The 23,740-nt window shown below is 48.1% G+C and carries 19 protein-coding genes; 8 read left to right on the plus strand and 11 right to left on the minus strand.

Annotation, left to right across the window (positions count from 1 at the left end):
- Positions 1 to 2 precede the first annotated feature (2 nt).
- From ABIE50_RS27905 to ABIE50_RS27915, 3 genes are all read left to right on the plus strand, one after another.
- Complete coding sequence (locus ABIE50_RS27905) at positions 3 to 1,391, plus strand: purple acid phosphatase family protein (protein ID WP_354028203.1); 1,389 nt, start codon at positions 3 to 5, stop codon at positions 1,389 to 1,391.
- A complete protein-coding gene (locus tag ABIE50_RS27910; RefSeq protein ID WP_209866411.1) occupies positions 1,378 to 3,189 on the plus strand; it encodes a cytochrome-c peroxidase in 1,812 nt (603 codons plus the stop codon). Before ABIE50_RS27905 ends, ABIE50_RS27910 begins: the two co-directional genes overlap by 14 nt.
- Positions 3,190 to 3,284: 95 nt before the next feature.
- Positions 3,285 to 4,136, plus strand: coding sequence for an aldo/keto reductase (locus ABIE50_RS27915; RefSeq protein ID WP_209866414.1), 852 nt, complete (start codon positions 3,285 to 3,287; stop codon positions 4,134 to 4,136).
- 148 nt (positions 4,137 to 4,284) lie between these two features.
- On the opposite strand, the gene ABIE50_RS27920 is transcribed toward ABIE50_RS27915, so the two are convergent.
- The 3 genes from ABIE50_RS27920 to ABIE50_RS27930 all read right to left on the minus strand — a co-directional run bounded on the left by ABIE50_RS27920 (position 4,285) and on the right by ABIE50_RS27930 (position 6,664).
- Entirely contained in the window at positions 4,285 to 5,202 is a 918-nt protein-coding gene (locus ABIE50_RS27920) for an IS3 family transposase (protein WP_209867494.1), read from the minus strand.
- Positions 5,097 to 5,654, minus strand: a complete 558-nt coding sequence (locus ABIE50_RS27925; protein ID WP_209867496.1) for a helix-turn-helix domain-containing protein — start codon at positions 5,652 to 5,654, stop codon at positions 5,097 to 5,099. Before ABIE50_RS27925 ends, ABIE50_RS27920 begins: the two co-directional genes overlap by 106 nt.
- Positions 5,655 to 5,782: 128 nt before the next feature.
- A complete protein-coding gene (locus tag ABIE50_RS27930) occupies positions 5,783 to 6,664 on the minus strand; it encodes an SDR family oxidoreductase (protein WP_209861625.1) in 882 nt (293 codons plus the stop codon).
- A 107-nt stretch (positions 6,665 to 6,771) separates the two neighbouring features.
- Here ABIE50_RS27930 and ABIE50_RS27935 point away from each other — a divergent pair, with 107 nt between their 5' ends.
- The gene (locus ABIE50_RS27935; RefSeq protein WP_354028204.1) at positions 6,772 to 7,164 is read left to right on the plus strand and encodes a winged helix-turn-helix transcriptional regulator; all 393 of its coding nucleotides are present in this window, start codon (positions 6,772 to 6,774) and stop codon (positions 7,162 to 7,164) included.
- On the opposite strand, the gene ABIE50_RS27940 is transcribed toward ABIE50_RS27935, so the two are convergent.
- The gene (locus ABIE50_RS27940; RefSeq protein WP_209861629.1) at positions 7,153 to 8,106 is read right to left on the minus strand and encodes a hypothetical protein; all 954 of its coding nucleotides are present in this window, start codon (positions 8,104 to 8,106) and stop codon (positions 7,153 to 7,155) included. The genes ABIE50_RS27935 and ABIE50_RS27940 overlap by 12 nt on opposite strands.
- A 103-nt stretch (positions 8,107 to 8,209) precedes the next feature.
- Between ABIE50_RS27940 and ABIE50_RS27945 the strand changes: the two genes are divergently transcribed.
- The 4 genes from ABIE50_RS27945 to ABIE50_RS27960 all read left to right on the plus strand — a co-directional run bounded on the left by ABIE50_RS27945 (position 8,210) and on the right by ABIE50_RS27960 (position 11,496).
- Complete coding sequence (locus ABIE50_RS27945; RefSeq protein ID WP_209861631.1) at positions 8,210 to 9,151, plus strand: helix-turn-helix transcriptional regulator; 942 nt, start codon at positions 8,210 to 8,212, stop codon at positions 9,149 to 9,151.
- Positions 9,152 to 9,205: 54 nt separating this feature from the next.
- On the plus strand, positions 9,206 to 10,267 hold the full coding sequence (locus tag ABIE50_RS27950) for a winged helix DNA-binding domain-containing protein (RefSeq protein ID WP_209861632.1): 1,062 nt from the start codon (positions 9,206 to 9,208) through the stop codon (positions 10,265 to 10,267).
- Between the two features lie 61 nt (positions 10,268 to 10,328).
- Positions 10,329 to 11,132: a HipA family kinase gene (locus ABIE50_RS27955; RefSeq protein WP_209861634.1), complete on the plus strand. Its 804-nt coding sequence runs from the start codon at positions 10,329 to 10,331 to the stop codon at positions 11,130 to 11,132.
- On the plus strand, positions 11,110 to 11,496 hold the full coding sequence (locus tag ABIE50_RS27960; protein WP_142686547.1) for a DUF3037 domain-containing protein: 387 nt from the start codon (positions 11,110 to 11,112) through the stop codon (positions 11,494 to 11,496). Before ABIE50_RS27955 ends, ABIE50_RS27960 begins: the two co-directional genes overlap by 23 nt.
- A 196-nt stretch (positions 11,497 to 11,692) precedes the next feature.
- Here the strand turns inward: ABIE50_RS27960 and ABIE50_RS27965 are convergent, their stop codons facing one another.
- From ABIE50_RS27965 to ABIE50_RS27995, 7 genes are all read right to left on the minus strand, one after another.
- Positions 11,693 to 14,164, minus strand: a complete 2,472-nt coding sequence (locus ABIE50_RS27965) for a glycoside hydrolase family 95 protein (protein ID WP_209861636.1) — start codon at positions 14,162 to 14,164, stop codon at positions 11,693 to 11,695.
- 327 nt (positions 14,165 to 14,491) lie between these two features.
- Positions 14,492 to 16,750 (minus strand): DUF7133 domain-containing protein, encoded by a 2,259-nt coding sequence (locus tag ABIE50_RS27970; protein WP_209861638.1) that lies wholly within the window; start codon positions 16,748 to 16,750, stop codon positions 14,492 to 14,494.
- A 12-nt stretch (positions 16,751 to 16,762) separates the two neighbouring features.
- Positions 16,763 to 17,176, minus strand: coding sequence for a c-type cytochrome (locus tag ABIE50_RS27975; RefSeq protein WP_209861640.1), 414 nt, complete (start codon positions 17,174 to 17,176; stop codon positions 16,763 to 16,765).
- A 194-nt stretch (positions 17,177 to 17,370) separates the two neighbouring features.
- Entirely contained in the window at positions 17,371 to 19,890 is a 2,520-nt protein-coding gene (locus tag ABIE50_RS27980; protein WP_209861642.1) for an AfsR/SARP family transcriptional regulator, read from the minus strand.
- Between the two features lie 143 nt (positions 19,891 to 20,033).
- Complete coding sequence (locus ABIE50_RS27985; protein ID WP_209861644.1) at positions 20,034 to 22,412, minus strand: ABC transporter permease; 2,379 nt, start codon at positions 22,410 to 22,412, stop codon at positions 20,034 to 20,036.
- A gap of 168 nt (positions 22,413 to 22,580) precedes the next feature.
- Complete coding sequence (locus tag ABIE50_RS27990; RefSeq protein ID WP_209861646.1) at positions 22,581 to 22,802, minus strand: hypothetical protein; 222 nt, start codon at positions 22,800 to 22,802, stop codon at positions 22,581 to 22,583.
- Between the two features lie 11 nt (positions 22,803 to 22,813).
- Positions 22,814 to 23,737: a zeta toxin family protein gene (locus ABIE50_RS27995; RefSeq protein ID WP_209861648.1), complete on the minus strand. Its 924-nt coding sequence runs from the start codon at positions 23,735 to 23,737 to the stop codon at positions 22,814 to 22,816.
- Positions 23,738 to 23,740: the final 3 nt, after the last annotated feature.

Below are 23,740 nucleotides of genomic sequence, written 5' to 3' on the forward strand. Positions count from 1 at the left end.
ATATGAAATCCATCCTTCTCGCATCCCTGTGCCTGTTTGCCGGTTTTTACCCGGCGCTGGCACAGGATGCCGCCGTTAAGAAAGCACCTATCGCTGCAAAGCTGATCCGGGGGCCCTACCTGCAGGCCGCCGGCACACAGCAAATGATGATCCGCTGGCGTACCGATGTTTCTGCCCGCAGCCGTGTGAAATATGGTACTTCACCGGATAAGCTGGATCAGCAGGCAGATGATGCCAGCCTGGTAACAGAGCATAAAATACTGCTCACCCACCTGCAACCCAACACCCGCTATTATTATTCCATTGGTGGCTACAGGGATGTATTGCAGGGCAACGCCGACAACTACTTTATGACCCTGCCTGAAGCCGGCAAAAAAGGCCTGTACCGCATTGCAGCATTAGGCGATTGCGGCGACGGCTCTCCGAACCAGCAACTGGTAAAGGAACAGCTGATAAAATATATTGGCGATAACTACCTGAACGCATGGCTGCTGCTGGGAGACAACGCTTATCCCGACGGTACGGATGCGGAGTATCAAAGCAAGTTTTTTAATGTTTATAAAGATGACCTGCTGAAGAAATATCCCCTGTTCCCCGCACCGGGCAACCACGATTATCATGATACCGATATCTCTGCCGCCATGGCGCAGCAAACCCATCAAACCAACTACTACCAGAACTTTTCCATGCCCTCGGAAGGTGAGTCCGGCGGAGTACCCTCCCATACCGCTGCGTTCTATTCTTTTGATATAGGGAACATCCATTTCCTGTCGCTCGACAGCTACGGCAAAGAAGACAGCGCTTACCGCCTGTATGATACCACCGGCCCGCAGGTTACCTGGATAAAAAAAGACCTGGCCGCCAATAAAAATAAAGGCTGGGTAATTGCCTACTGGCATCATCCGCCGTACACGATGGGCTCTCATAATTCCGACAAAGAAGATGAGCTGGTACATATCCGCGAGAACTTTATCCGTATACTGGAACGCAACGGGGTTGACCTGGTCCTGAACGGGCATAGCCACGATTATGAAAGATCCAGGATGATCAGCGGTCATTATGGCCCCGCCAATAGTTTTGATCCTGCCAAACACAACGTCAGCAACTCCTCCGGCCGAAACGACGGCAGCAGGAATTCAGCGCCGTATATCAAGAACAGCCTAAATTCTATTGGTACTGTATACGTAGTGAGCGGCTCTGCCGGCAAGCTGGGAGGTAAACAAACCGTTTACCCGCACAATGCCATGTACTTTGCAGATGCCGATCATGGCGGCTCCAGCATCCTTGAAATACAGGGCAACCGCCTCGATCTGAAATGGATCTGCGCAGATGGCGTGATCCGCGACCAGTTTACCATGATGAAGAATGTAAAAGCAGATGCATCGAAATAAGGTCATCTGGCTGTTATTCAGCCTGCTGCTGGTTGCGTACAGCTTTACGCCCTCCACCGATGACCGCGGTGTTGCTCATACCATTGCCATTTTCAGGGAAGGCGCCGCCGGCTTTGCGGCAGCCTCCCTGGAGCTGGAAAAGGCGGTACAGGCTATTCAGAAAAATGATACCGCCTGCATTAACACTGCAAAAACAGCCTTGAAAAAATGCCGCCTGCAATATAAACGGATAGAGTTTTTCCTCGATTACTTTTTCTTCTCTTCGTCGATGGTATATAACCGTCCCGCCAAAACGGAGATAGACGAGCCTTACATGGAATACCAGGCCCCATCAGGGTTACAGCAGATAGCCGTACTCCTGTCTGACAAAGATCCTTTCTCCTGGAAAAAAGAACTGGCAACAGAAGCGCTGGTGATCCGCACGGCTGCCGCCGACCTGCCTTCACTGCTTTACCAGTTCAACACCAGCGACAAAGCCATTATGGAAAGTATCCGTCTTGAACTGGTACGCCTGTATGCTGGTGGTATTACCGGTTATGATGCACCGGAACTAAAAACTGGCATCACAGAAACAGCACAATCCATGCGCACCATCCGTGCAGTGCTAAAGCCCTGGATCAGCACTACTTCTCCCGTAGCCCGTTACCTGGATCAATGTGTACAATACCTGGAAGCGCATCCCGGCTTCGACGATTTCAACAGGCTGGAATTCCTTACCACCTGCGGCCTTCCGCTGCAGGAAAGCATGGGCGCGCTTATCCGTGATCTGCAACTGGACCTCCATACCCGCAGCGCCTTGAATTATAATGCCCCTCACCTGTTCAGTAAAGATGCCATAGCCCTTAAAGCATTTACTAACGGCGCCGTATATACGGAAAATCAAACACTACTGGGCCGGCAGCTATTCTTTGAAAAAGCGCTTTCCGGTAACAATACGCGCAACTGCGCTACCTGTCACCGCCCGGAATTATACTTCAGCGACGGGCTCCGTACCAGCATGGCGCTGGATAATAAAACCCCGGTGAGAAGAAATGCACCGGGGCTCACCTATGCTGCTTTCCAATACGCGCAATTCTGGGATGGCAGGGCCGGCACACTGGCCAAACAAATACTGACCGTGATCAGTAATCCACAGGAAATGGATGGTGATCATGAAGTGATCATCCACCGGTTAAATGACAGCGCCTATTACCGTACTGCTTTTGCCAACGCTTTTCCCGGCGATACCGGCGCGGCAGTAACCATGCCCCACCTGGCTTCCGCCATCGCCGCTTACCTTAGCACCCTGGCGCCTATGAACAGCGCTATGGACGAATACTTTGCCGGCAACAAAAACGCCATGACACCCGCACAGATCCGTGGCTTCAATTTATTTACCGGCAAAGCGCAATGCGCCACCTGCCATTTCGCACCTTTGTTCAACGGGCTTACACCACCCCTCTACCAGTTCACCGAGTTTGAAAACCTCGGGATCACTGCCAGTGACGACCTCCTTCATCCAACCCCCGATACCGATGCCGGCAGGTATGAGTTTTTCCCCATCCCGTATTACCAGCGGGCCTTTAAAACGCCTACCGTGCGCAACACTGCCATGACCCCGCCTTATATGCACAACGGCGCTTTCCGGGATCTTGAAAAAGTAATGGAATTCTATAATGCAGGAGGCGGCAACGGGCTGGGTATGAATGATCCGTATCAAACCCTTTCTCCCACACCGCTGAACCTGAGCAATACAGAGATACAGGACATTATTGCATTTATTCATGCGTTGACGGATAAGGAGGAAAAAGGAAGATAACGGTCCCCATTCTTTGATTTATACAACTCTTCCTGTTATTTTCACAACTCCGGATATCCTGCTTGCCCTACCTTTGATCCATCAAATTATAAAACATGGAAACAACACAAATATCCTCCACATCCACCTTTACTTTAGGTGGCGACATCACTGTTAACCGCGTTGGTTACGGCGCCATGCAATTAACCGGCAACGGCGTTTTCGGAGAAGCGGCCGACCGCCCCAACGCGATCAGGGTATTACAACATGCGGTAGATGCCGGTGTAAACTTTATTGACACCGCCGCTGCATATGGTCCTGGTTTTAACGAACGCCTTATTGCCGATGCGCTGCATCCATACAAAAAGGGCCTCATTATAGCTACCAAAGGCGGGTTCCAGCGTCCCGGGCCCAACCAGTGGGTGCCCGATGGCCGCCCGGAATGGATTGCCCAGGACATTGACAACAGCCTTAAATTCCTGAAAACAGACGTGATAGATCTCTGGCAGTTGCACCGCATTGATCCCAACATACCGGTGGAAGAAACCCTGGCGCCGGTGGTAGCGGCTATGAAAGCCGGTAAGATCAAACATGTAGGGCTTTCTGAAGTAACCATAGAGCAAATTCAGCAGGCGGAAAAAATATTGCCCATTGTATCTGTACAAAACCTGTACAACCTGGGCAACCGCCAGTGGGAATCTGTACTGGATTACACAGTGGAAAAAGGTATTGCATTTATTCCCTGGTTCCCGCTGGCTTCCGGTCCGCAGGCACTGGAAGAAAAGATCAGGAAAATCGCTGCGCGTCACAACGCCACTACCGCCCAGATCGCCCTGACATGGCTGCTGAAACGTGCCGGCAACATCCTCCTCATCCCAGGCACCAAAAGCATTGCCCATCTTGAGGAAAACCTCAAAGCCGGAGCCATCGATCTGTCTGATGAGGACTTCGCCGCGCTGAGCGCGTAATGGTCGCCTTCGGCGACGCGGAGTTTGTCTGACTCAGGATTAAACTGATTACGCTGATTACGCTGATTTGATTACTTTGGATCTTAAAGGATTTGGGGAGATTTAAGCGGATACTTGTACTGCACCCCAAAGTTTAGACTTTTTTTGATTAGGCGGCTTGAGTTCGATATTGTATTGGACTCAAGCCGTTTAGTTTTAATTTGATTCTATCATTATTATAATATTCTATATATTCTCGAATATCCTTTTCCAGTGTAATTATGGAATCATATTTTTTCAGATAAAACAACTCTGACTTCAATATTGAAAAGAAGCCTTCCATAGCTGCATTATCGAGGCAATTCCCTTTTCTAGACATACTTTGCCTGATTTTATTGCCCTTAAATAATCGTTGCCAGGCCTTCATTTGGTATTGCCATCCCTGATCAGAGTGAATGATTAATTTTGTTTTTTTTGGCAGCTTAGTCAAGGCATTCTTTAGCATTTCTACAGTCTGATTACCTCTGGAATGTCTATCCAATGTATAGCTGATTATTTCACCGTTATATAAGTCCATGATTGGTGATAAATACAATTTTTCCCCTCCTACACTAAACTCCGTTACATCTGTTACCCATTTCTGATTGGGCTTGGCAGCATAAAAATTACGTTGTAGCAGATTGGGGGCTATTTTACCAAGTTCCCCTTTATAGGATTTGTACTTCTTTACTTTTACCAATGACTTAATCCCCAATTCTCTCATGATTCGCAGTACAGTTTTATGGTTAACAATGATGCCTTGTTTTCTTACAGCCAGCATAATTCGTCTATAGCCATATCTGCCTTGATGATGATGATAAATCTGCAGGATTTGAGTTTTTAGATTTGTTCTTTTGTCTTGTCGCGTTTTCTGATAATAGTAAAATGTACTTCTTGCCATCCCTGCTGCTTTTAAAAGCAGATCCTGGTTGTAATCGCGCCTTAATTCCCTGATGGCTTTTGCTCTTTTTTCTTTTTGTTTTGAGCTTGTTCTTCCTTCATTAAGGCATCCAACTTTTTTAGGTACGCATTTTCGGTGCGCAGCCATTCATTTTCCGCTTTCAGGGCTGCTAATTCTTGTTGTTCAGTTGTTAAGTTCTGATCTACTTTCGATGTTTTACGTTTCATGGGTTGTTTCTTTTGACCACTTCCCACCATTAGTAATCCCTGGCGGCCCTCACGCTTGTATATACATAACCAGTTATAGATGGTAGGAGCACTTGAGATACCGAAAATAGCGCTGGCCTCCATCAAAGATAAGGGCTTATTTAAAATTTCCTCAACTACTTTGACCCTGAATCTACTCGTGTACACCTTTAAACCAACCTGCAACTTTAGGCTTGCTTTACCTGCGATTCGATAATGCTCAAGCCATTGTTGGATACAAAAACGACTACATCCATAACGTCTGGCCACTGAACTAACGGACTGATGATCATTCCAAACTGCCCTCACAATTGCTAATTTTTGCTCAAAACTGTATTTCCTGCGTTTATCCATAAAAAATGCCCCCTAAAAGTGTCTAACTTTTAGGGGGCAGTACATACTTTCGCTTAGTTCTCCCCAAATCTGTTTAAATCATTACAAAATCAAATCAGCGTAATCAGCGTAATCAGTTTAATCCTGAGTCAGACAAACTCCGCATAAGCCGCTTTGAGGAACGCTTTCAGCGATTCCGGTTTTCTGCCGAGAAGCTGCTGCAGTGTGGTGTCGGGGAAATCGAACTCGCCCTGCGCTATTGCTCCACTGAAACCTGCCAGAATATGGATGCCTTCCGCCGGTACGCCCGCCTGGGTTAACTGTGCGGTAAAATCAGCCGTGGAGGCGGGGATGTACTTTATTGGCTTACCCGACAGTTCGCTCAGCTGCTGTGCAATATCGCCGAAAGAATAACTGGTATCTGCCGCCAGGTTGTATGTTTTATTTTCATGACCTGCGCCAAGCAGCAGGATGGCTCCTGCCACTCCCATGTCGTAACGGGTGGCATAAGGCGCTTTTCCATCGCCGGCAGGCAGGAAAATGATGCCGGACTCCAATACCTTTTCTCCCAGGAACATAGGCAGTACATCCGCATACAGTGCATGTGCAAGAATGGTATAAGCCAAACCGGAGGCCTTCAGGAGCTTTTCCGTTGCCAGGTGCGCTTCTGCAACAATGCCCACCGCTGAAGCACCCGGTTCCGCTTCGTGCTGGTAGCTGGTATAGAATACATGTTTCACTTGAGCCGCTACCGCTGCATTCACCACGTTTTCATGCTGGGAAATACGGCCCGTTACATCGTTGCCCGAAATAAAATACAGTTTATCAGTACCCTGGAAAGCAGTTACCAGGGAGTTGTAATCATTATAATCGCCTTTGAACACCTTTACTCCCTTTGCCTGCCAGGCAGCCGCCTTTTCCGGATCCCTTACCAATACGGCGATATTGGCCGCATCCGTTCTTTTCAGTAATTCTTCCGTTACCACTTTGCCAAGCTGGCCCGTGGCTCCTGTTACCAATATTCTACCCATGTTACATTTCAGTTTTAATTTTCCAAAACTACTTACCTTTGGTAACTATTAGTTCAACCTTACTTTTTTGTTACTGCTAACCTTTTGGTAAGTTAAAATTGTTAAACGTGAATAAACATCAACGTCCTTCGGCGGAGGCTTGCGCAGCCTCCCTTACGGCAGTAGGAGATGCGCTGTATGCCATCGGTGGTAAATGGAAGCTGAAGATCATTGTAGGGCTTATAGGCAATAGAAGACGCTTTAATGAATTACAGCGTATAGTAACAGGTATTTCTGCCAAGGTGCTCTCTAATGAGCTGAAAGAAATGGAGCTGAATGGTTTTGTGAGAAGAATACCGGTGGAAGATGCCGGCCATATCATGGAATATGAGCTGACAGATTACAGCGACACCCTGGGGGATGTGCTTCATTCATTAACCGTGTGGGGAAAAATGCACCGGCAGAAAATTACAGGGCGCAGTATGGATATACCCGCCCTGCAACCGGAATCAGTTGAGTAAAGTGGCCTTTACGGGCAACTGCAGCTGGTAGCCTTTGCTGCCCATGTATACATATCTTTCCACGGCAGTGAACCGTATTTTATTTTTGCCTTTCAGCAGGCTTTTCACTTCCTCCGGAAGTCCCTCTGTATCTTTGGCGGTAGCGGTTCCCTTCAGCGTGATCACAATATCCCGGAAGTATTTTTTATCACCCGCTGGTACCGTATACTCGCTGGTCCAGCTGGATAATCCTTCTTCCGCTCCTACTGCTGTTCTTTCTGTACCATAAGCGGCCATTACCTGCTGGTAGCCGCCATTAATGCCGGCCACCAGGAAAAGGGCGCCGTCGAACGGGCCACCGCCAGGTCCGTTGCTATGCCTGATCATAAATGCATACTGGTCGTTTCCTATCAGCAAAGGCTTAGGTGCCGGGCAATTTGAAAACGCGCCATAAGCTTTAATAGCCGGCTGAAACATGCGCAGTTTCCAGCCTCCGTCTGTAAGCACAAACTTGGCCAGGCCCAGCAGCCCGCCGGTAAAGCGCGAGGTCTGAAGCCCTTCCTCATCAAATACAGAATGGTTAAAGCTGATCACCTTGTACTGTAAACCTGTAGCATCTTTAAAATCCATTTCATTGATCAGCCGGGTGGCTACTCCTTCGGAATAAGGGAATACCGCATCTCCGTCGCCGTTTACATCCGGGTAGGATTTGGGCTTACAGGTTTTGCATTCCCAGTTGATCAGTTCATTGCGGTATTTTTCCTTGCTGAGATGATAGTATTTGCCGGGAAACAATTGCAGCAGGGCCTTCTGGGCGTTAAAAGTTCCTGCCAGCACCAGGTTGCGAGGTTGTAAAATGGTATCGGGCACATTTTTCTTTTGCAGGTATTCATCGGATTGGGCATAACAGGCGGCTGCCAGTCCTGTTTGCAGCAATGCCATCACAAACAAACGTTTCATCATAAAGTGTAAGCTGTTATCTGTGTCAAAGGTAATACACGCAACGTAATAACGATATGCAGGGAAAACATTAAATTAGTTACCTGAATCCAGCTAACTGTTTACGATGATGAACCGCTTCGACCGATTAACCGCTATTCTGATACATCTGCAATCCAAAAAACTGGTGCTGGCACAGGAAATTGCCGACCGCTTTGATGTTAGCCTGCGTACCGTATACCGCGACGTGCGCTCGCTGGAACAGGCCGGGGTGCCCGTTATTGGCGAAAAAGGTTTGGGCTATTCCATCATGGAAGGTTATCGCCTGCCGCCGGTAATGTTCACCGAAGAAGAAGTGATTGCCTTCCTGATGGCGGAGAAAATGCTGGAACAGCATGCCGACCTGCAAAACAGCGAACGTTTTAAAGGCGCTATGTTCAAGGTAAAAGCTGTATTGCGTAACGCGCAGAAAAAAGTGCTGGAAGACCTGGAGGAAAATATCGTGACCCATAAGGTATCTGAACATAATTACCTGCTCAACGATACGCTGCCACTGCTCATCAGGGCAATAGGCGAAAAGAAGATACTCCATATCCAATACGCTACCGAAACCGGTATTAATGAGCGGGATATAGAGCCGATAGGCATCCTACGGGAAAACGGTACCTGGAATGCGATCGCCTTTTGCAATACCTCGAAAAAATATCATCCCTTCAGAACAGAAAGAATGCTGTCTGTAAAAGATACGAACCGGCCATTTCTGCAGGAGCACATCTCCCTTAACGAATACCTGGCAAACAAACCCAAAGATAAGGGGCAATCGTTCCCGGTAGTGATCAATGTACACAACAATATGGCCCGCTATCTTACAGAGCAGAAATATAACTATGGCTTTATTACGGAAAAGCCGGGGAAAACGCATACCCGGATGGAGTTTGAAGCGCCCTGTATACAAGCCTTTTCCCGCTGGTATATCACTTTTGCAGACCAGGCCGATATTGTTACGCCTGCGTCCCTTAAAACACTGGTAAAAGACCGGCTGAAGGAAATGCTGAAAAAAGTTTCTTGAGCGGGTTTTTCCAACTGACATACGGTTGTCACAAACCACCGGTAATTTTGAAATATGAACAGTCAGCAGATCGCACAACACCGGCTGCAACAACAGCAGCTTCTCCACTCCAGCTTCACGCAGCCGGCAGCGCTGGTACGCTGGATGGGCTGTATACAGGCGCAGGATTACGCCGGCGCCAAATGGGCCATTGGCAACCGTATCAAAGGCAGCACTGATGCTTCCATTGAAAAGGATTTTAACGATGGGAAAATCCTGCGCACCCATGTACTGCGCCCCACCTGGCACTTTGTAGCGCCGGAAGATATCCGCTGGATGCTGCAGCTCACCGGCCCTAAGATAAAAGCCTTTAATAAAAGACTGCATACTAAACTGGGCATCACGGATAAAGACCTTAAACGCAGCAATACCATTATTACCAATGCGCTCAGCGATCATAAATTCCTTACCCGTACAGCCATCCTCCAGCTGCTGGCTAAAGCAAAGATCAATACCGACGATATCCGGCTTGGCTTTTTCCTGATGGAAGCGGAACTGGAAGGACTTATCTGCAGCGGGCCACGGCAGGGAAAGCAATTCACTTACGCATTGCTTTCAGAACGTGCGCCTGCAGCGCCACTGCCCGGCCGGGACGAAGCCATTGCCCGGCTTACGCTTTGCTACTTCAGCAGCCGGGGCCCCGCCACCCTGCAGGATTTCCAATGGTGGAGCGGGCTGAATATGGCAGACATCAAAAAAGGATTACATCTCAACAGCCAACATCTTACCCACACCGTTACTAACGGTAACGCCTATTGGTTTGCCGCAGCGGCCCCGGTAAGTAAACGCAGCATCTCTTCCACTTTCCTCCTCCCCTGCTACGATGAATATGCCGTGGCCTATAAAGACCGCAGCGATATTCTCCCCGCCGGACATCCCGCGGCTGCCGGTTATGGTATCTTTAAGCCTGTAATTGTGGTTAACGGGCAGATAAGCGGTACCTGGAGCCGGAAAGAAAGCAGCCGGCACCTCACCGTTACCACGGAGCTGATGGTCCCCGCTAAAAAAATAAACCCCGCAGCTGCCGCCTACGCGGCTTTTATGGGCAAACCCCTGCAGGAGATCGTCTCCGTATAAAAGATATTTGGTTACTTTGCCCAGGTATAGATCTATATTAAGCAAACGAACCAGATATCAGATGACAGAAGATATACAGCTTCAGCTCAGAACGGTGAATGTAACCCGCTACGTAACGCCGTTACGTGAGGGAGGCTCGCTGCCGGCTATTGCCGAAGCAGACGACGGGTTCCTGTATGCCCTGAAGTTCAGGGGCGCAGGCCAGGGCGTAAAAGCGCTCATCGCAGAATTAATTGGCGGCGAACTGGCCAGGATACTCAAACTTAAAATACCGGAGCTGGTATTTGCCAACCTGGATGCTGCCTTTGGCCGTACAGAGCCCGATGAGGAAATACAGGACCTGCTGAAGAAAAGCGTGGGGCTCAATCTTGCCCTTCACTATTTATCCGGCGCTACTACATACGATCCAACGGTAAATACCATTGATGCGTTAACGGCATCCAAGATCGTGTGGCTCGATTGTCTCCTTACCAATGTAGACCGCACCGCGCGTAATACCAATATGCTGATGTGGCGCAATGAGCTGTGGCTGATTGATCATGGCGCATCGCTTTACTTTCACCACTCCTGGCAAAACTGGCGCGAACAATCGCTACGTCCCTTTGTACAGGTAAAAGATCATGTGCTGCTGCCACAGGCCGGTGAACTGGAAAAGGTGGATACCGCCTTCCGCTTAATACTCACACCCGAACGCATTCGCGCCGTGGTAAACATCATCCCGGAAGCATGGCTGCAAAGTGAAGACAGCAACGATGTTACACCGGAAGAAAGGCGCCAGGTATATTTTGAATTTTTAACTAACCGGATCAGCCACTCCGGGATATTTGTAAAAGAAGCACAACATGCAAGAGAATCACTTATATGAGTACGCGGTAATACGGGTGGTACCAAGCGTGGAGCGGGAAGAGTTTCTGAATGTTGGTGTCATTCTTTATTGCAGGCAACAAAAATTTTTACGGGCAGTGTATACATTAAACGAAGAAAAATTACATGCCTTGTCTCCACAGGCAGATGTTAATACCATCCGCCCCTACCTGGATGCCTTCGTGGAAATTTCCAAAGGCAGTAAAGCCGGCGGCCCTATCGGGGCGCTGGATATGGCCAGCCGTTTCCGCTGGCTTACCGCCATGCGCAGCAGCGTGGTGCAAACCTCAAGGGTACACCCGGGCTTTTGCAGCGCCAACCCGGAAGACACGCTGATGCGGTTGCATGAGCAGCTGGTGCTCTAAGCGGATTTTGTCTGACTCAGGATTAAACTGATTACACTGATTACGCTGATTGGATTACTTTGGAATTTAAATGATTTGGGGAGATTTAAGCGGATATTTTCGCTTCTATCTCCCCGAATCTTTTTTAATCATTGACAAAATCAAATCAGCGTAATCAGTGTAATCAGTTTAATCCTGAGTCAGACAAAATCCGCGCTTACTTCTTTACAAACGTATAAGTTTTACCCGCCTGCGTTTCCAGGTCATACAATATTGTATTGGGTAGTGGCAGCTCCTCCACTTTTGCTTTTTCACTTACCAGGGCAGGCGCTGTTGGCTCCAGCTGGAAGAAAGGATTGGTTTGCTCGCCGGCAGCCGCTTTCAGCTGGCCATTTTCCTTCAGTGCGTTGGGTACCCGCAAACGGCATTTGCCACCGAGCGTGGAGCGGATGGTGACCTTACTCAACTGGCCATTTTCCCACACCATTTCCCTGATCTCAAAACCACCACGTGCACGCAGGCCGCTTACACGGCCGTTCTTCCAGTCGCCCGGCAGCGCCGGCAACAGGTGAACAGCGCCATCCTGGCTTTGCAGCAGCATTTCACAAATACCTGCTGTACAGCCGTAGTTCCCATCGATCTGGAAAGGAGGATGCGCATCAAATAAATTTGGATAGGTACCACCACCACTGTTCTCTCCTTTGTTTACACCTGCAGGCGTAAGCTGGTCTTTGATCAGTTTCCATGCGTGGTCACCATCCAGCAAACGCGCCCAGAGATTCACTTTCCAGCCCATAGACCAACCCGTGGAAATATCGCCGCGCTGCAGCAGCGAGGTACGGGCAGCGCTGAATAAGGCGGGCGTACGGTAAGGAGAGATCTGGTTTGCCGGGTACAACCCGAATAAATGAGATACGTGACGGTGTTTGTCGTTAGGGTTATCCAGGTCCTGCAGCCATTCCTGTAACTGGTTGTACTGGCCTATCTGCATAGGTGGCAGGCGTTTGCGCGCAGCTTTCATTTTTTCTATTAATGCTTCATCAGTATGTAATATTTCTGCTGCATGAATAGTATTGGTAAAGAGATCAAATACTAGTTGATTATCCATAGTGGCGCCGGCCGCGATAGATATGCCCGGATAGGCTTTGGGGCTATTCTCCGGCGACATGGACGGGGATACTACCAGCCATTTATGCACCGGCTCTTCTACCAGGAAATCAAGGTAAAACTGTGCGGCGCCTTTCAATGCAGGATATACCGTTTGCAGGTATTGCTTATCGCCGTTAAACAGGTATCTCTCCCAGGTATGGCGGCTTAACCATGCGCCTCCCATGGGCCACATGGCAGAGTAGATACCGTCTACCGGCCCTGTGATACGCCACAGGTCCGTATTGTGATGGGCTACCCATCCACCGGCGCCATACATTACCTTTGCGGTTTCCCGGCCGGTAACAGACAGGTCTTTCACCATTTGTATCAGCGGCTCATGCATCTCAGAAAGATTCGTTTCTTCCGCAGGCCAGTAATTCATTTCTGTATTAATGTTGATCGTATACTTGCTGCCCCAGGGCGGGTTCATAAGCGGGTTCCAGATACCCTGCAGGTTGGCTGGCTGGCCTCCCGGCTGTGATGCGGCAATGAGCAGGTACCTGCCAAACTGGAAATACAATGTTACCAGCTGCGGGTCATTACCTTCCCTGAAATCCCTTACACGGATATCTGTTGGATTTTTGATGGAATCAGTTGTACCAAGATCCAGTTGTACCCGGTTAAAGAAATGCTGGTAAGCGGCAATATGATCTTTCAGTAAACCGGCGAAATGCTTTGGCCATACCTTTTGCATATATGCGGTGGTACGCTTTACTTCATCGCCGCTTATATCTGCATAGTTTACAAAGTTGGTGGCGATGGAAACATAGATGGTCACCGCATCTGCGTTGGTAACGCTGATAGTGCTTCCATCAGCGGCAGTTTTACCGCCGCTGGTTTTAAATTTTACCTGCGACTGGAACTTCACCTTGCCGGGCACGCCTTCTTTATCGCCGCTGATACCGGATAACACCAGTTCGTTATTACCGCTGGTAACCACGTTCGATTTCTGCGGGCTTTTCATGCCGGCGTTAAAAGTAATGCTGCCGGGTTTACTGGCAGTAAGCTGTATAATGATCGCCTGGTCTGGTATGGATGCAAATACCTGGCGGGTGTATTTTACGCCGTTTACCGTGTAGCTGGTGGCGGCTACGGCAGTTTGCAGATCCAGTTCCCTTGCATAGCCGGTGTACTGGTTGTGCCCCGGGAAATCCAGCTGCAGGTCTCCGACCGGCTGATAGCACATACCGTTGATCTTTTCCGCCTGGATATTCTTTGCCGCCATCTGGCTGGCTTCTTTCATTTTGCCGTCAAATATCAGCTGCCTGATTTCCGGCAATGCCGCCAGCGCATGGGGATTATCGTTGCGGTTAGGGCTTCCGCTCCATACCGTATTTTCGTTTAGCCGTATCAGTTCGCTTTCCGGGTTGCCATACACCATGGCGGCCAGGCGGCCATTGCCTACCGGCAGGGCGGCTTCCCACACCTTGCCTGAGGGGTGGTTGTATTTTAGCTTCAGCTCCGTGCGCTGCGCCAATGCAGGAAGAGATGTGAAGAATGCTATAACGCAAACGGTTATACTGTGTGTGTTCCTTCGCATGAGTTTTTTACAGTTAAGTGGAATATAATTCTCCGGGTTTTCTTTTAAAACGCCGGACTGGTTATGGGTTTTACCGCTATCATTATTTCGGGGCGCCTTCTTTTAAGATGCCGGAACGAAGCGGTAAATTTTCCTGAGTGTTATGATGATCTGGGATCCGGTGTATGACCGCATCAAAATACAATTTATAATTGGCTGTTCATAACTGAAAATAGGGATTGTTTTACAATACCTGCAGGCAAAAGGCGGGTATCCGGTATATATTCCGCATTAATAGCGTGATCCCCCGCCGGATAGCGGGGGATCACTGCGGTATTGTCAACGGGCTTACCGGGCAGACTGCTCCAGCTCTTCCATTGTCCAGAATTTATCACGGCCGGCGGTGGCGGCTCTCATCTTCTTTACGCTTTCCACATCTACCACCGGTGATTTTCCTTTCTCTGCTTTTCCGAAATTATAACGTACATAACTTAATATGGATGCTACCCATTCATCGGTATTGGTAGCGCCGAAAGGAGCCATCACATCGGTATAGGTTTTACCATCAATAGGGCCAGACAATCCATTGAGCAGTATTTTCATCATCAGGGCTTTGTCGCCGTTAACCCGTTTGGACCCTACAAATGGCGGTGCAGCCGCACTGCCGCCTCCTACCACGATACCTTTTCCATCCGGCCCATGACAGGTGGAACAAAGCTGTTTGTAGATGTTGGCGCCATTCAGGATAAGATTGCGGTGGGCTGCCGGCATATTGGCAAGGCGGCTGCCAAACAGTTTGGTATTGTTGTTCACTTCCACGCTACCGGCAACGCTGTTCAGCATTTTCGTATAGGCGGAATGGCTCACCATGGCGGTTTGCAGGGCTTTTGCCTTTTCAGATCTGCTCACGGACAATGACAGTACCAACTGTACCTGCACTGCTGCGGCGGGATCATTTTGCAGCGAAGCCAGTTTGCCGATCACTTCTTCATCGTCTTCTTTCAGGAAGGCTTCACTGATCCATACAGCGGCTTTTCTCACCTGGGCATCCGTATCGCCGAGGGCGGCGAACAGGGTTGCTTTATCAATAGCATGCAGCCCTTCCAGTGTCCACAGTGCATGGATCCGCGCCAGTGCACCGTTATTTTTACCGATGGTGGCATGTTTGCCGGTGGCAATGAGTTTGAGATCGGGCACTACCGACCTGTCGCCGTTGGCAATTATTTCCTTTTGTGCATTATCTCTCCACCAGCCGTTGGCATGATCCAGGTAAGTAATGAGAGTGCTGCCGGGAGCGTCCAGCAGTTTGGGTTTGGCGTCAGGTTTATAACCATCGTGCACCAGGCGGTAGATGCGGCCACGGCCAATATTTTTCTCCAGTCCCTTTTGCAGGATGCGGGGGCGCAGGAAGCTGCCTTCGGCTGTCCAGGTGGCTTCCTGGATAATGCCGCGGTACATATCTACTATATACAGGCATCCATCCGGGCCGGTGGCAGTGTTCACCGGGCGGAAGTTCATATCATAGGAAGTGATGAATTCTTTCTGACCATCGTAAGCATTCTTCAGTGTGATCTTCCCATCCACATCGGTTACTTTAGCGCGGCGGATCAAACGGCCTACCGGCTCACAGATCAGCAGGTCGCCTTTAAGATCAGCGGGCAACGCATCTCCCCTGAAAACCGACTGCCCGCAGCTGGCTGTAAAATGATTAAGCGTGGTATCGGGGCGGAGCCGGTTCATACCTCCCTGTACATCGGGGGTGGCAATGATAGGCCATACCGCCAGGAAATCGCGGTTATACTGGTCGTTGGGATTCAGGAAACCATAAGCAGGATTGATCTGGAAGCCCAGCGCCGGAATTTCGGCGCCTGCACTGGAGAAAAACAATCTTCCGTAATCATCATTCCCTAATCCCCATTGCCCGCCGGGAGAGTTGGTTAAACTATCCGGCACCAGTTTACCATCTACATAACGGTAACGCACAGGGTCGCAGCTTACGTAGATCCAGTTGTCTATATTCCACACCAGGCCGCTCTTCTGATGTTCAAGGTTACGGGTATCGGGCCTGTCGTTCTTGTATACCAGTTCTTTCACATCTGCTACGCCATCGCCGTTGGTATCTTCATAACTCCTGATGTTATAGGTAAAGGTTTCATTTACCAGCAGTTTATGTCCTATGCACAGCATCATGCGGGGCAACACAAGGCTGTCGATAAACGTGGAGCTTTTATCCATGGTACCATCGCCATTGGTATCTTCCAGTAACGAGATGCGGCAGATGGGCAGGTTTTCACCGGTACCATTGATATCCTGCATATAGGTACGCATTTCCGCCACGTACATCCTGGCGTTGCCATCCCATACAATAGCCACGGGCTCCTTGATCATCGGCTCGCTGGCTACCAGCTGCAGATGATAGCCATCCGGCACCTGGATGGACTTCATACTCTCCTTTACCGTTTGATAAGCGGGAGAAGGATGGGGGTTGACGATAATATTCCCGGCCGCATCTTTTTTTATGCCGCTTGTTTTGCTGGATACTTTACATTGATAGATAAACAGGCTGAACCCGGCGAGTGCCAGTAGCAGTAATGAGTTTCTTTTCATGAACGCGGAACTTTATTTAGCATTTAAAGAGAGAATATACGTCACCATTTTTTTTGCATCCGCGGCCGCCAGCGAAGGATGTGCTGCCATGGGCACTGCACCCCAGTTACCGGAGCCGCCGTTAATGATCTTGGACGACAACAGTTCCACATTAGCTGCGGAATATGGGTATTTCTTTGCCACATCGGCGTAAGCAGGGCCTACCACTTTGGTATCCACTTTATGACAGGCCAGGCAATCGGATTTGGTGAGCAACATTTTGCCTTCTTCAATATCCTGTGGTTTAATGGCCGGCGCCACTGTTGCTTTGGTTTTGGCGGAAGGAGTAGTTTTTACAGGCGACTTTTTGGCAGCCGGTTTCGTTTGGGCATTAACGGTACCCATCACATACATCATTAAAAAAAACGGAATAGCTAAACGTTTCATATCGTCATACAGTTTTTATAAAATACAACCAGTTGATTGATTTTTGGTAATGCCAATGCAAGTAAAGCGGGAAGCGATAATAAATGATTAATAAAAGATTAATCCGGCCGTTTCCGGAAAAAAAAGACAAAAAAAAAGCGGTTAACACATTAATAAGCGCACTAATTTCCTTTCAGGAAAAGATCAGGATAAGTTCAGGAAATGGTTTGCTGGAAGTCCGGCTGGTAATCTTCCCCATACAATTTCCGGTAATCCCGGGTAAAATTTGTAAAGGCTGTTCGAGCCAGGGAGTGTTTTCCCAGCGCTACCAGCGCCTTGCATTTCACGCGCATCACATCTTCATTCACCGGATCAAATGCATAGAGGTAGTCGGCCACCTGCACCAGGAAAGCGGGATCTTCTTTAAGGTCGGTGATGGCCACATAACGGAGGAAGCGATCGATGATATCATTGGAAATATCGGATTTGAAGGGATCCAGCCATTCATGCTCTTCAGCCGGTAAAAAACTGCCACGCCGGATAATGCCGGTCATTGCCGTAATGTCAGCACGGTCTGGTTTTACTGCCTGCCGGGCGTCTGCCAGGTAAGCCAGGTAATCGATATACAATACCCCACTGGTTTTTATTTTCCAGTATCCGGTGTCTTTGGAGATCTCACAGCCACCGGTTTTATCAAGGATACTTTTGAGCTTGGCAATATTCACCGCCAGGTTATTACGCGCGCTTTCCGGCGACTTATCAAACCAGAGCAGTTCTTTCAGCTTTTCCGCGCTGATGCCTCTTTCCCACTTCAAGGTATACAGCAGGGTCACCAGGAATAATTCCCTGATCAGTGGGGTGAATAACTTCGTGATCTCGGCGCCGCTGGCATCAAATACCTGGAAATCGCCAAAGAGGTATACTGCGCTTGCTTGCGGGGGGGCAGCCTCTATGTGAGAATTGTTGTCCGGCACTGTGGTAAGGCCTGTAACAGGTGGTGTTTTCTTTTTGCGGAACCTGGCGCCAATACTTATCAGTAATAAAATAACGGTGAGCAGGGCAATGGCCAGCCACCATTTTTTCTCTACACCGGCAGCCGGCGCAGCAGGCGGTGTAACCGGGAACGGCGGATCGTACAATGAGAAAATACCTACCCTGGTATGGCTATGATCATCCGGGCTGTAGAGGGTTACCGCCACAAAACGTTTGTCGGCCGGGCTATAAAACAGGTCCGCAAAGGCGTCTACATCCAGGAACTCATAGGGGATACTGTCTCCTACCGGCTGAAGCTCCGGTTGGGTCAGTGATCCTTTGACCATCTGCAGTGTTGTGTTGAATTTATTTTTCGGGAATATCAATCCATAAAAGGCATTGTCCTCTTTACGGATCACCAGGGAATTGGCAAACACAAATTCCTCTGTATCTTTTCTAAGCGTATACAATTTTTTAAAGGTATGCCGGAAGGCATCATAGTAATGGAGGTCGTATAAATTTTTAGGGTTCAGCACCTGCCTGCCGGAAGTGTTGCCGTACCCGCCAATGATGTATACCCCGTTACTGTCGCCCCCCGCTGCCGCCAGGTACCGCGGCGTGATGGTGCCACCGGTGGAATCGCGTTGGTAGTTGCCGGTAAATGGCCATCGTGCACTGAAAACATCGTTCTGATACACAAAGAAACCATAGCCGTTAAAAGTATAAAGAATACTATCGCCCTGCAGGTATTTATTAAAGTGGCTATAGCCCTGAGAGCGGCCGGGGTTATCAAGGTATTTATTCCAGGAGAGCGAGTCAGGCTGCAGGCTACCCAGTACCAGGAGGTCGCGGGAAAAGGTAAGAATACTGTTGGCGCGTTGATTATATACCGATTGATAGGCGCTGAATATATGCTGTGGCCCGGTAGTATAAGCGGCCGGCGTTATTTTATTGGAGGCTACGGAGTAGCTGAATAAGGAATCGCGGGTAACGATATAAAGAATACCTTTCTGCTGGTTAAAAGCTACTGTGGCGGGGCCGTTCACAGAAAAATGCTGTAAGGGCTGCCAGTTGCGGTGCATCTTTTTTATCCAGAGTGGATTTATTACAACGCCAGGGCGATTACCATGAGCGCTTGCCGCAACCGTACCGTTTTCCTCATTCAGCGGCCAGGTATACCGGAGGGCGCCATTTTGTTTTACCTGTACATTGCGGATCTTCATGGGTGGCACATCCGCGTTACGGAACGACTGGTAATCGTTTGCGCCAAAGAAAATCTTATAGCAGGCTTTCTCCGGGAAATTTACTTTTTCACTAACGATCTCCCGGTCACGCACAACCGTGAGCATTCCCCGCTGCTGGTCAAATTTTAACCGGATGGTATGCCATTCGTCGTTTATGCCAATTCCCGGGATGCTGAAGGAGATATGCGAATAGCTATCGCCCAGGACCACGCGAAAATGTTTATCTCCAAATTTAGGGTCATAGTCGTAAAGAATATCTATGTTCTGTGTTTCGTCACGGATGATCCTGACCACATAACCGAAATAATTTTTTTGCTGGGGGATAAAAGAGATCTCAAAAGATAATTCAAAGCTGCCTGTAAAGCAGAGAGCGTTTGTGGTTCCTAATGCCAGGCCTGTCCTTTTTTCCTGTATTACTTCATGACTGTAAAAGCCCAGTCCGTCCGTTTGGCCGGAAGCGTTATAGGCGCAGCATAGCAACAGGAAGATACATAGACAAAGGTGGTGGAATTTTATCATTACCGGTGTTACTTAAATAGATTCCCTTTTTGATGGTACTAACGGGTAAAATACAAAATTCTGCGCCGTAAGCACTATTTACCGGGGAAATCAAAAGTAACAGGAATAATATTTATTCCAAAACCGCTTACAACATTTTAAGGCTATTCTGCCCGCATGCTTTTCACGGGATCTGCCAATGCGGCTTTCAATGCCTGGTAGCTGATAGTGCCGATAGCAATAACAAGGGCAATAAAACCGGATAAGGCAAATACCCACCAGCCAATACTGATCCGGTACGCAAATGCCTGTAGCCATTTGTGCATAAAATACCAGGCGACGGGAGTAGCTATTACAAAGGAGATAAGCACCAGTTTAAGGAAATCTTTGGATAAGAGGTTTACGATATCTGTTACAGATGCGCCCATTACCTTGCGGATACCTATTTCCCGGGTACGCTGCAAGGCACTGTAGGAGGCCAGTCCGAGTAAACCGAGGCATGAAATGATAATTGCCAGCACGGCGAAGTTGAGAAAGAGCTTACCAAAACGCTCTTCAGAGCGGTATTGCCTGTCGAAGAATTCATCCAGGAAAAAATAATTGAACGGGCGGTTAGGCATCAGCGTTTTCCACTTACGTTCGATGGCGGCAATAGTACCAGACAGGTTGCCGGGCGCCACGTTCACCGATACCATATCGCAATCCTGCGGTTCCATGCGCATAGTGAGCGGTTTGATATTTTCCTGCAGGGAGCGGAAATGAAAATCTTTCACCACGCCGATAATGGTGCCGGTGTGGCCCCATTGGCGGTAACTTCTGCCGATGGCTTCCGCCGGGGTAGCATAACCAAATAGTTTTGCCGCGGCTTCGTTGATCACCAGTGCATGCGAGGAATCGCTGCCGAAATCACGTGAAAATCCGCGGCCGGCCACTATCTTCATTTTATACTGCTGTAAAAAATTATAATCCACAGAATACAGGTCCAGGTTAGCTACCTGCATATCTCCCTGTTTATTCTGAATCTCTGAATAAGCGCCATTTGTTTGGCCACCGGGAATACCTGAAGAAACGGATACCGAGGTCACTTTCGGAATATCCATGATCGCTTCGCTGAAGCTATGCTTTGCCGGATCGCCGTGGGTGTCTATCACCAACACCTGTTCTTTATTAAAGCCCAGATCCTTATTATGCACATAGTGCATTTGAAGATACACCACGATAGTGCCTGTAATTAATGCAATGGAAATAGCAAACTGCGTTATCACCAGTCCTTTGCGCAGGAAGATGCCCCTGGTACTTGTAGAGAAATGGCCTTTCAGCACTGTTGCGGGCCTGAAAGACGACAACACCAGCGCCGGGTACACGCCTGCCAGCAATCCTATGCCTATGGCGGCTACCAGTAAAATCCCAATGTACCATGCATTGGCAAACAAGCCGGTACTGATGGTTTTACCCGCCAGCAGGTTAAATGCGGGCAACAGCGCTACAAACAATATCACTGTAAACACAAAAGCCATCAGGCAGAGTAATACACATTCTCCTATAAATTGCCGGATCAGTTCCACCCGGGTGGCGCCTACAACTTTACGAATACCGATCTCCTTTGCCCGTTCCACCGATCTTGCCGTAGTAAGATTGATAAAGTTAATGCAGGCAATAAACAGGATAAAGATGGCTATAACGGAAAAAATGTACACATTGGTCATGCTGCCGTTCTCAAAAGCGGGCCTGTCGGAATGCAGGTATATCTGCTCCAGCGGCTGTAACGTAATAGTATAAAACATCTTTGCCTTTCTTCTTTCGTCGCCGTTATGACGTTCTACAAAATCCGGGAATTTGGCCGTTAACGCAGCAGGATCGGTATTGGGCTTCAGCAGCAGGAAAGTAATTGCGCCAAAATTGCCCCATGACTTATCTAAGCCTGGGTTCAGCTTTGTCAGTGTGCACATTGACACCAGCATATCTGCCTTGATCTGTGAATTCTGCGGCATATCTTCCATCACCCCGGTAATTGTTGCAGGCATCTGATCGCCGGTAAGCAACACAGTTTCTCCAACCGGATCTTTGTCACCGAAATATTTCTTTGCTGCTGTTTTACTCATCACTATACTGTTCAGCTCTTTCAGCGCAGTAGCGGGGTTGCCGTATACCAGTTTGAAATCAAATACACGGAAGATAGATGAATCGGCAAATAATGAGCGTTCTTCCTGGAAGCTCAGGTTCCCTTTCTTTACCAGCAGGTTGGCATTACTAAAGCGGGTAAAGGCTTCTATCTCAGGGAAATCGCGTTGCATATTCGGAGCAAACGGCCAGGGTGTAATACCTCCCCTGATGGTTTCACTGGGTGTTTTTACATCGCAGGCGACCTGGTAAATACGGTTTCCTTTGCTATGAAATTTATCATAGCTCAGTTCAAAATGAACATAAAGGAAAATGAAAAAGCAGGCAGTAAGGCCAATGGTGAGGCCCATTACATTGATAAAAGAAAAAACTTTATTTCTCCAGAGATTGCGCCAGGCAATTTTGAGATAGTTTTTAAGCATGGACAGAAAGTTGGAAGTTGGGAATACCGGTCGCACAAGCCTGGGGAATGCAGCGAACAAAATGCCAGCCGGGCGAAGCGTTAAAATCAGGGGGTATTGAATAAGGGGAATTTATAATTTGTCCGGATTTAATACAGGGGATGTCCGGAAATGGACATGGGAGGCCGGTTAAAAAGTCTCTTTCTTTGCGTTCATTGCAGTAATCAGATTCCTGATTTCTGCAGCTTCAGAGTGGTAATAATATGACATTATGGTGGAATACCGTTTATACAGATCTTCCTCAGCATGCTGCCGGCCACTTTCTTTAGTTCCGGACGCAATTCTTATTTTTTTTGATGGTAAATCAACCTTTCCCGTTTTGCTGGATTTTGCAAGATATCTCCTTTTCATATTTATCTAAATTAAGACATTTCACGGAATTCGAATAGTTTGGCGGGGTTATCATACAATAAGTCAATGCAGTATGGCAGCTGTTCTTTAGGAACATCTGTAGAAATTGCGCCATAACTGGAAATAAAATCATATAACTTATTTTTTATCAAATCGTATGTCAGGCAGGGATCATTCCCATAACCGTCAAATATTAGCCCTATTGGAACATATCGTTTTGTCTCATAATATCTGTGAATTGCGCGGATAGTTGCTTTCTGTCTTAAAAGAGAGATTAAAGTCAGATGCACTTCATATTTCCGGGAGTGTAAGGATTTAGCTAAATCTATTATCGCATTTACGTCATGCCCGATCTTTGGAAAAAGCAGGTTGTATTCTAAATCGATGCACTTCAATGTTAAGGAAGGTATTTGTGGATTGGGGTTCGAAATTATCTTACTTGACTCTTCATGCACTAATGAAGCACCGAAAGCATGTGCTGAATATTCCGGCAATTTCCTTTTCGCAAAATCCGGATCTAAAATTATTGCTCCAAAGGTGTCTGCCATATGGCAGGCAACAGACGATTTTCCCGATGCCGGTAATCCGATCAGGATAAACGCTTGTCTATTTCTTATAATACCGTTAACAGGCAAGGCGCCTCCCTTTCCTAAACAAATATCTTCATCATTCTCTAATCTTGTTTTGAGTAATAACTCGTTTACAATTGATACTCTCAATTGTGCCCTTGAATCTTCATCAAAGAAATCCTTATCCCTATACACATTACTTGAATATGTTTGCATTTCATATGGTGCTTTCAATATGCCGAGCTCACCTTCAACTATACCTGGAATAATTCCTTTCAAATCAGATGGATCAAAGTCAAGCACATGCCTTAAAAAAAATTCAACCTGTTTTTCATCTATTAAAAGTCTCGAATATTTCTGGCTCATTTA

It is taken from the genome of Chitinophaga sp. OAE865 (assembly GCF_040546735.1).
GTDB lineage: Bacteria > Bacteroidota > Bacteroidia > Chitinophagales > Chitinophagaceae > Chitinophaga > Chitinophaga polysaccharea_A.

Bases quoted from the DNA above. Each gene is read 5' to 3' on its own strand.
- ABIE50_RS27905 (WP_354028203.1), top strand. From the start codon at position 3: ATGAAATCCATCCTTCTCGCATCCCTGTGCCTGTTTGCCGGTTTTTAC.
- ABIE50_RS27910 (WP_209866411.1), top strand. From the start codon at position 1,378: ATGCATCGAAATAAGGTCATCTGGCTGTTATTCAGCCTGCTGCTGGTT.
- ABIE50_RS27915 (WP_209866414.1), top strand. From the start codon at position 3,285: ATGGAAACAACACAAATATCCTCCACATCCACCTTTACTTTAGGTGGC.
- ABIE50_RS27920 (WP_209867494.1), bottom strand. From the start codon at position 5,202: ATGGCTGCGCACCGAAAATGCGTACCTAAAAAAGTTGGATGCCTTAAT.
- ABIE50_RS27925 (WP_209867496.1), bottom strand. From the start codon at position 5,654: ATGGATAAACGCAGGAAATACAGTTTTGAGCAAAAATTAGCAATTGTG.
- ABIE50_RS27930 (WP_209861625.1), bottom strand. From the start codon at position 6,664: ATGGGTAGAATATTGGTAACAGGAGCCACGGGCCAGCTTGGCAAAGTG.
- ABIE50_RS27940 (WP_209861629.1), bottom strand. From the start codon at position 8,106: ATGATGAAACGTTTGTTTGTGATGGCATTGCTGCAAACAGGACTGGCA.
- ABIE50_RS27945 (WP_209861631.1), top strand. From the start codon at position 8,210: ATGATGAACCGCTTCGACCGATTAACCGCTATTCTGATACATCTGCAA.
- ABIE50_RS27950 (WP_209861632.1), top strand. From the start codon at position 9,206: ATGAACAGTCAGCAGATCGCACAACACCGGCTGCAACAACAGCAGCTT.
- ABIE50_RS27955 (WP_209861634.1), top strand. From the start codon at position 10,329: ATGACAGAAGATATACAGCTTCAGCTCAGAACGGTGAATGTAACCCGC.
- ABIE50_RS27960 (WP_142686547.1), top strand. From the start codon at position 11,110: ATGCAAGAGAATCACTTATATGAGTACGCGGTAATACGGGTGGTACCA.
- ABIE50_RS27965 (WP_209861636.1), bottom strand. From the start codon at position 14,164: ATGCGAAGGAACACACACAGTATAACCGTTTGCGTTATAGCATTCTTC.
- ABIE50_RS27970 (WP_209861638.1), bottom strand. From the start codon at position 16,750: ATGAAAAGAAACTCATTACTGCTACTGGCACTCGCCGGGTTCAGCCTG.
- ABIE50_RS27975 (WP_209861640.1), bottom strand. From the start codon at position 17,176: ATGAAACGTTTAGCTATTCCGTTTTTTTTAATGATGTATGTGATGGGT.
- ABIE50_RS27980 (WP_209861642.1), bottom strand. From the start codon at position 19,890: ATGATAAAATTCCACCACCTTTGTCTATGTATCTTCCTGTTGCTATGC.
- ABIE50_RS27985 (WP_209861644.1), bottom strand. From the start codon at position 22,412: ATGCTTAAAAACTATCTCAAAATTGCCTGGCGCAATCTCTGGAGAAAT.
- ABIE50_RS27990 (WP_209861646.1), bottom strand. From the start codon at position 22,802: ATGAAAAGGAGATATCTTGCAAAATCCAGCAAAACGGGAAAGGTTGAT.
- ABIE50_RS27995 (WP_209861648.1), bottom strand. From the start codon at position 23,737: ATGAGCCAGAAATATTCGAGACTTTTAATAGATGAAAAACAGGTTGAA.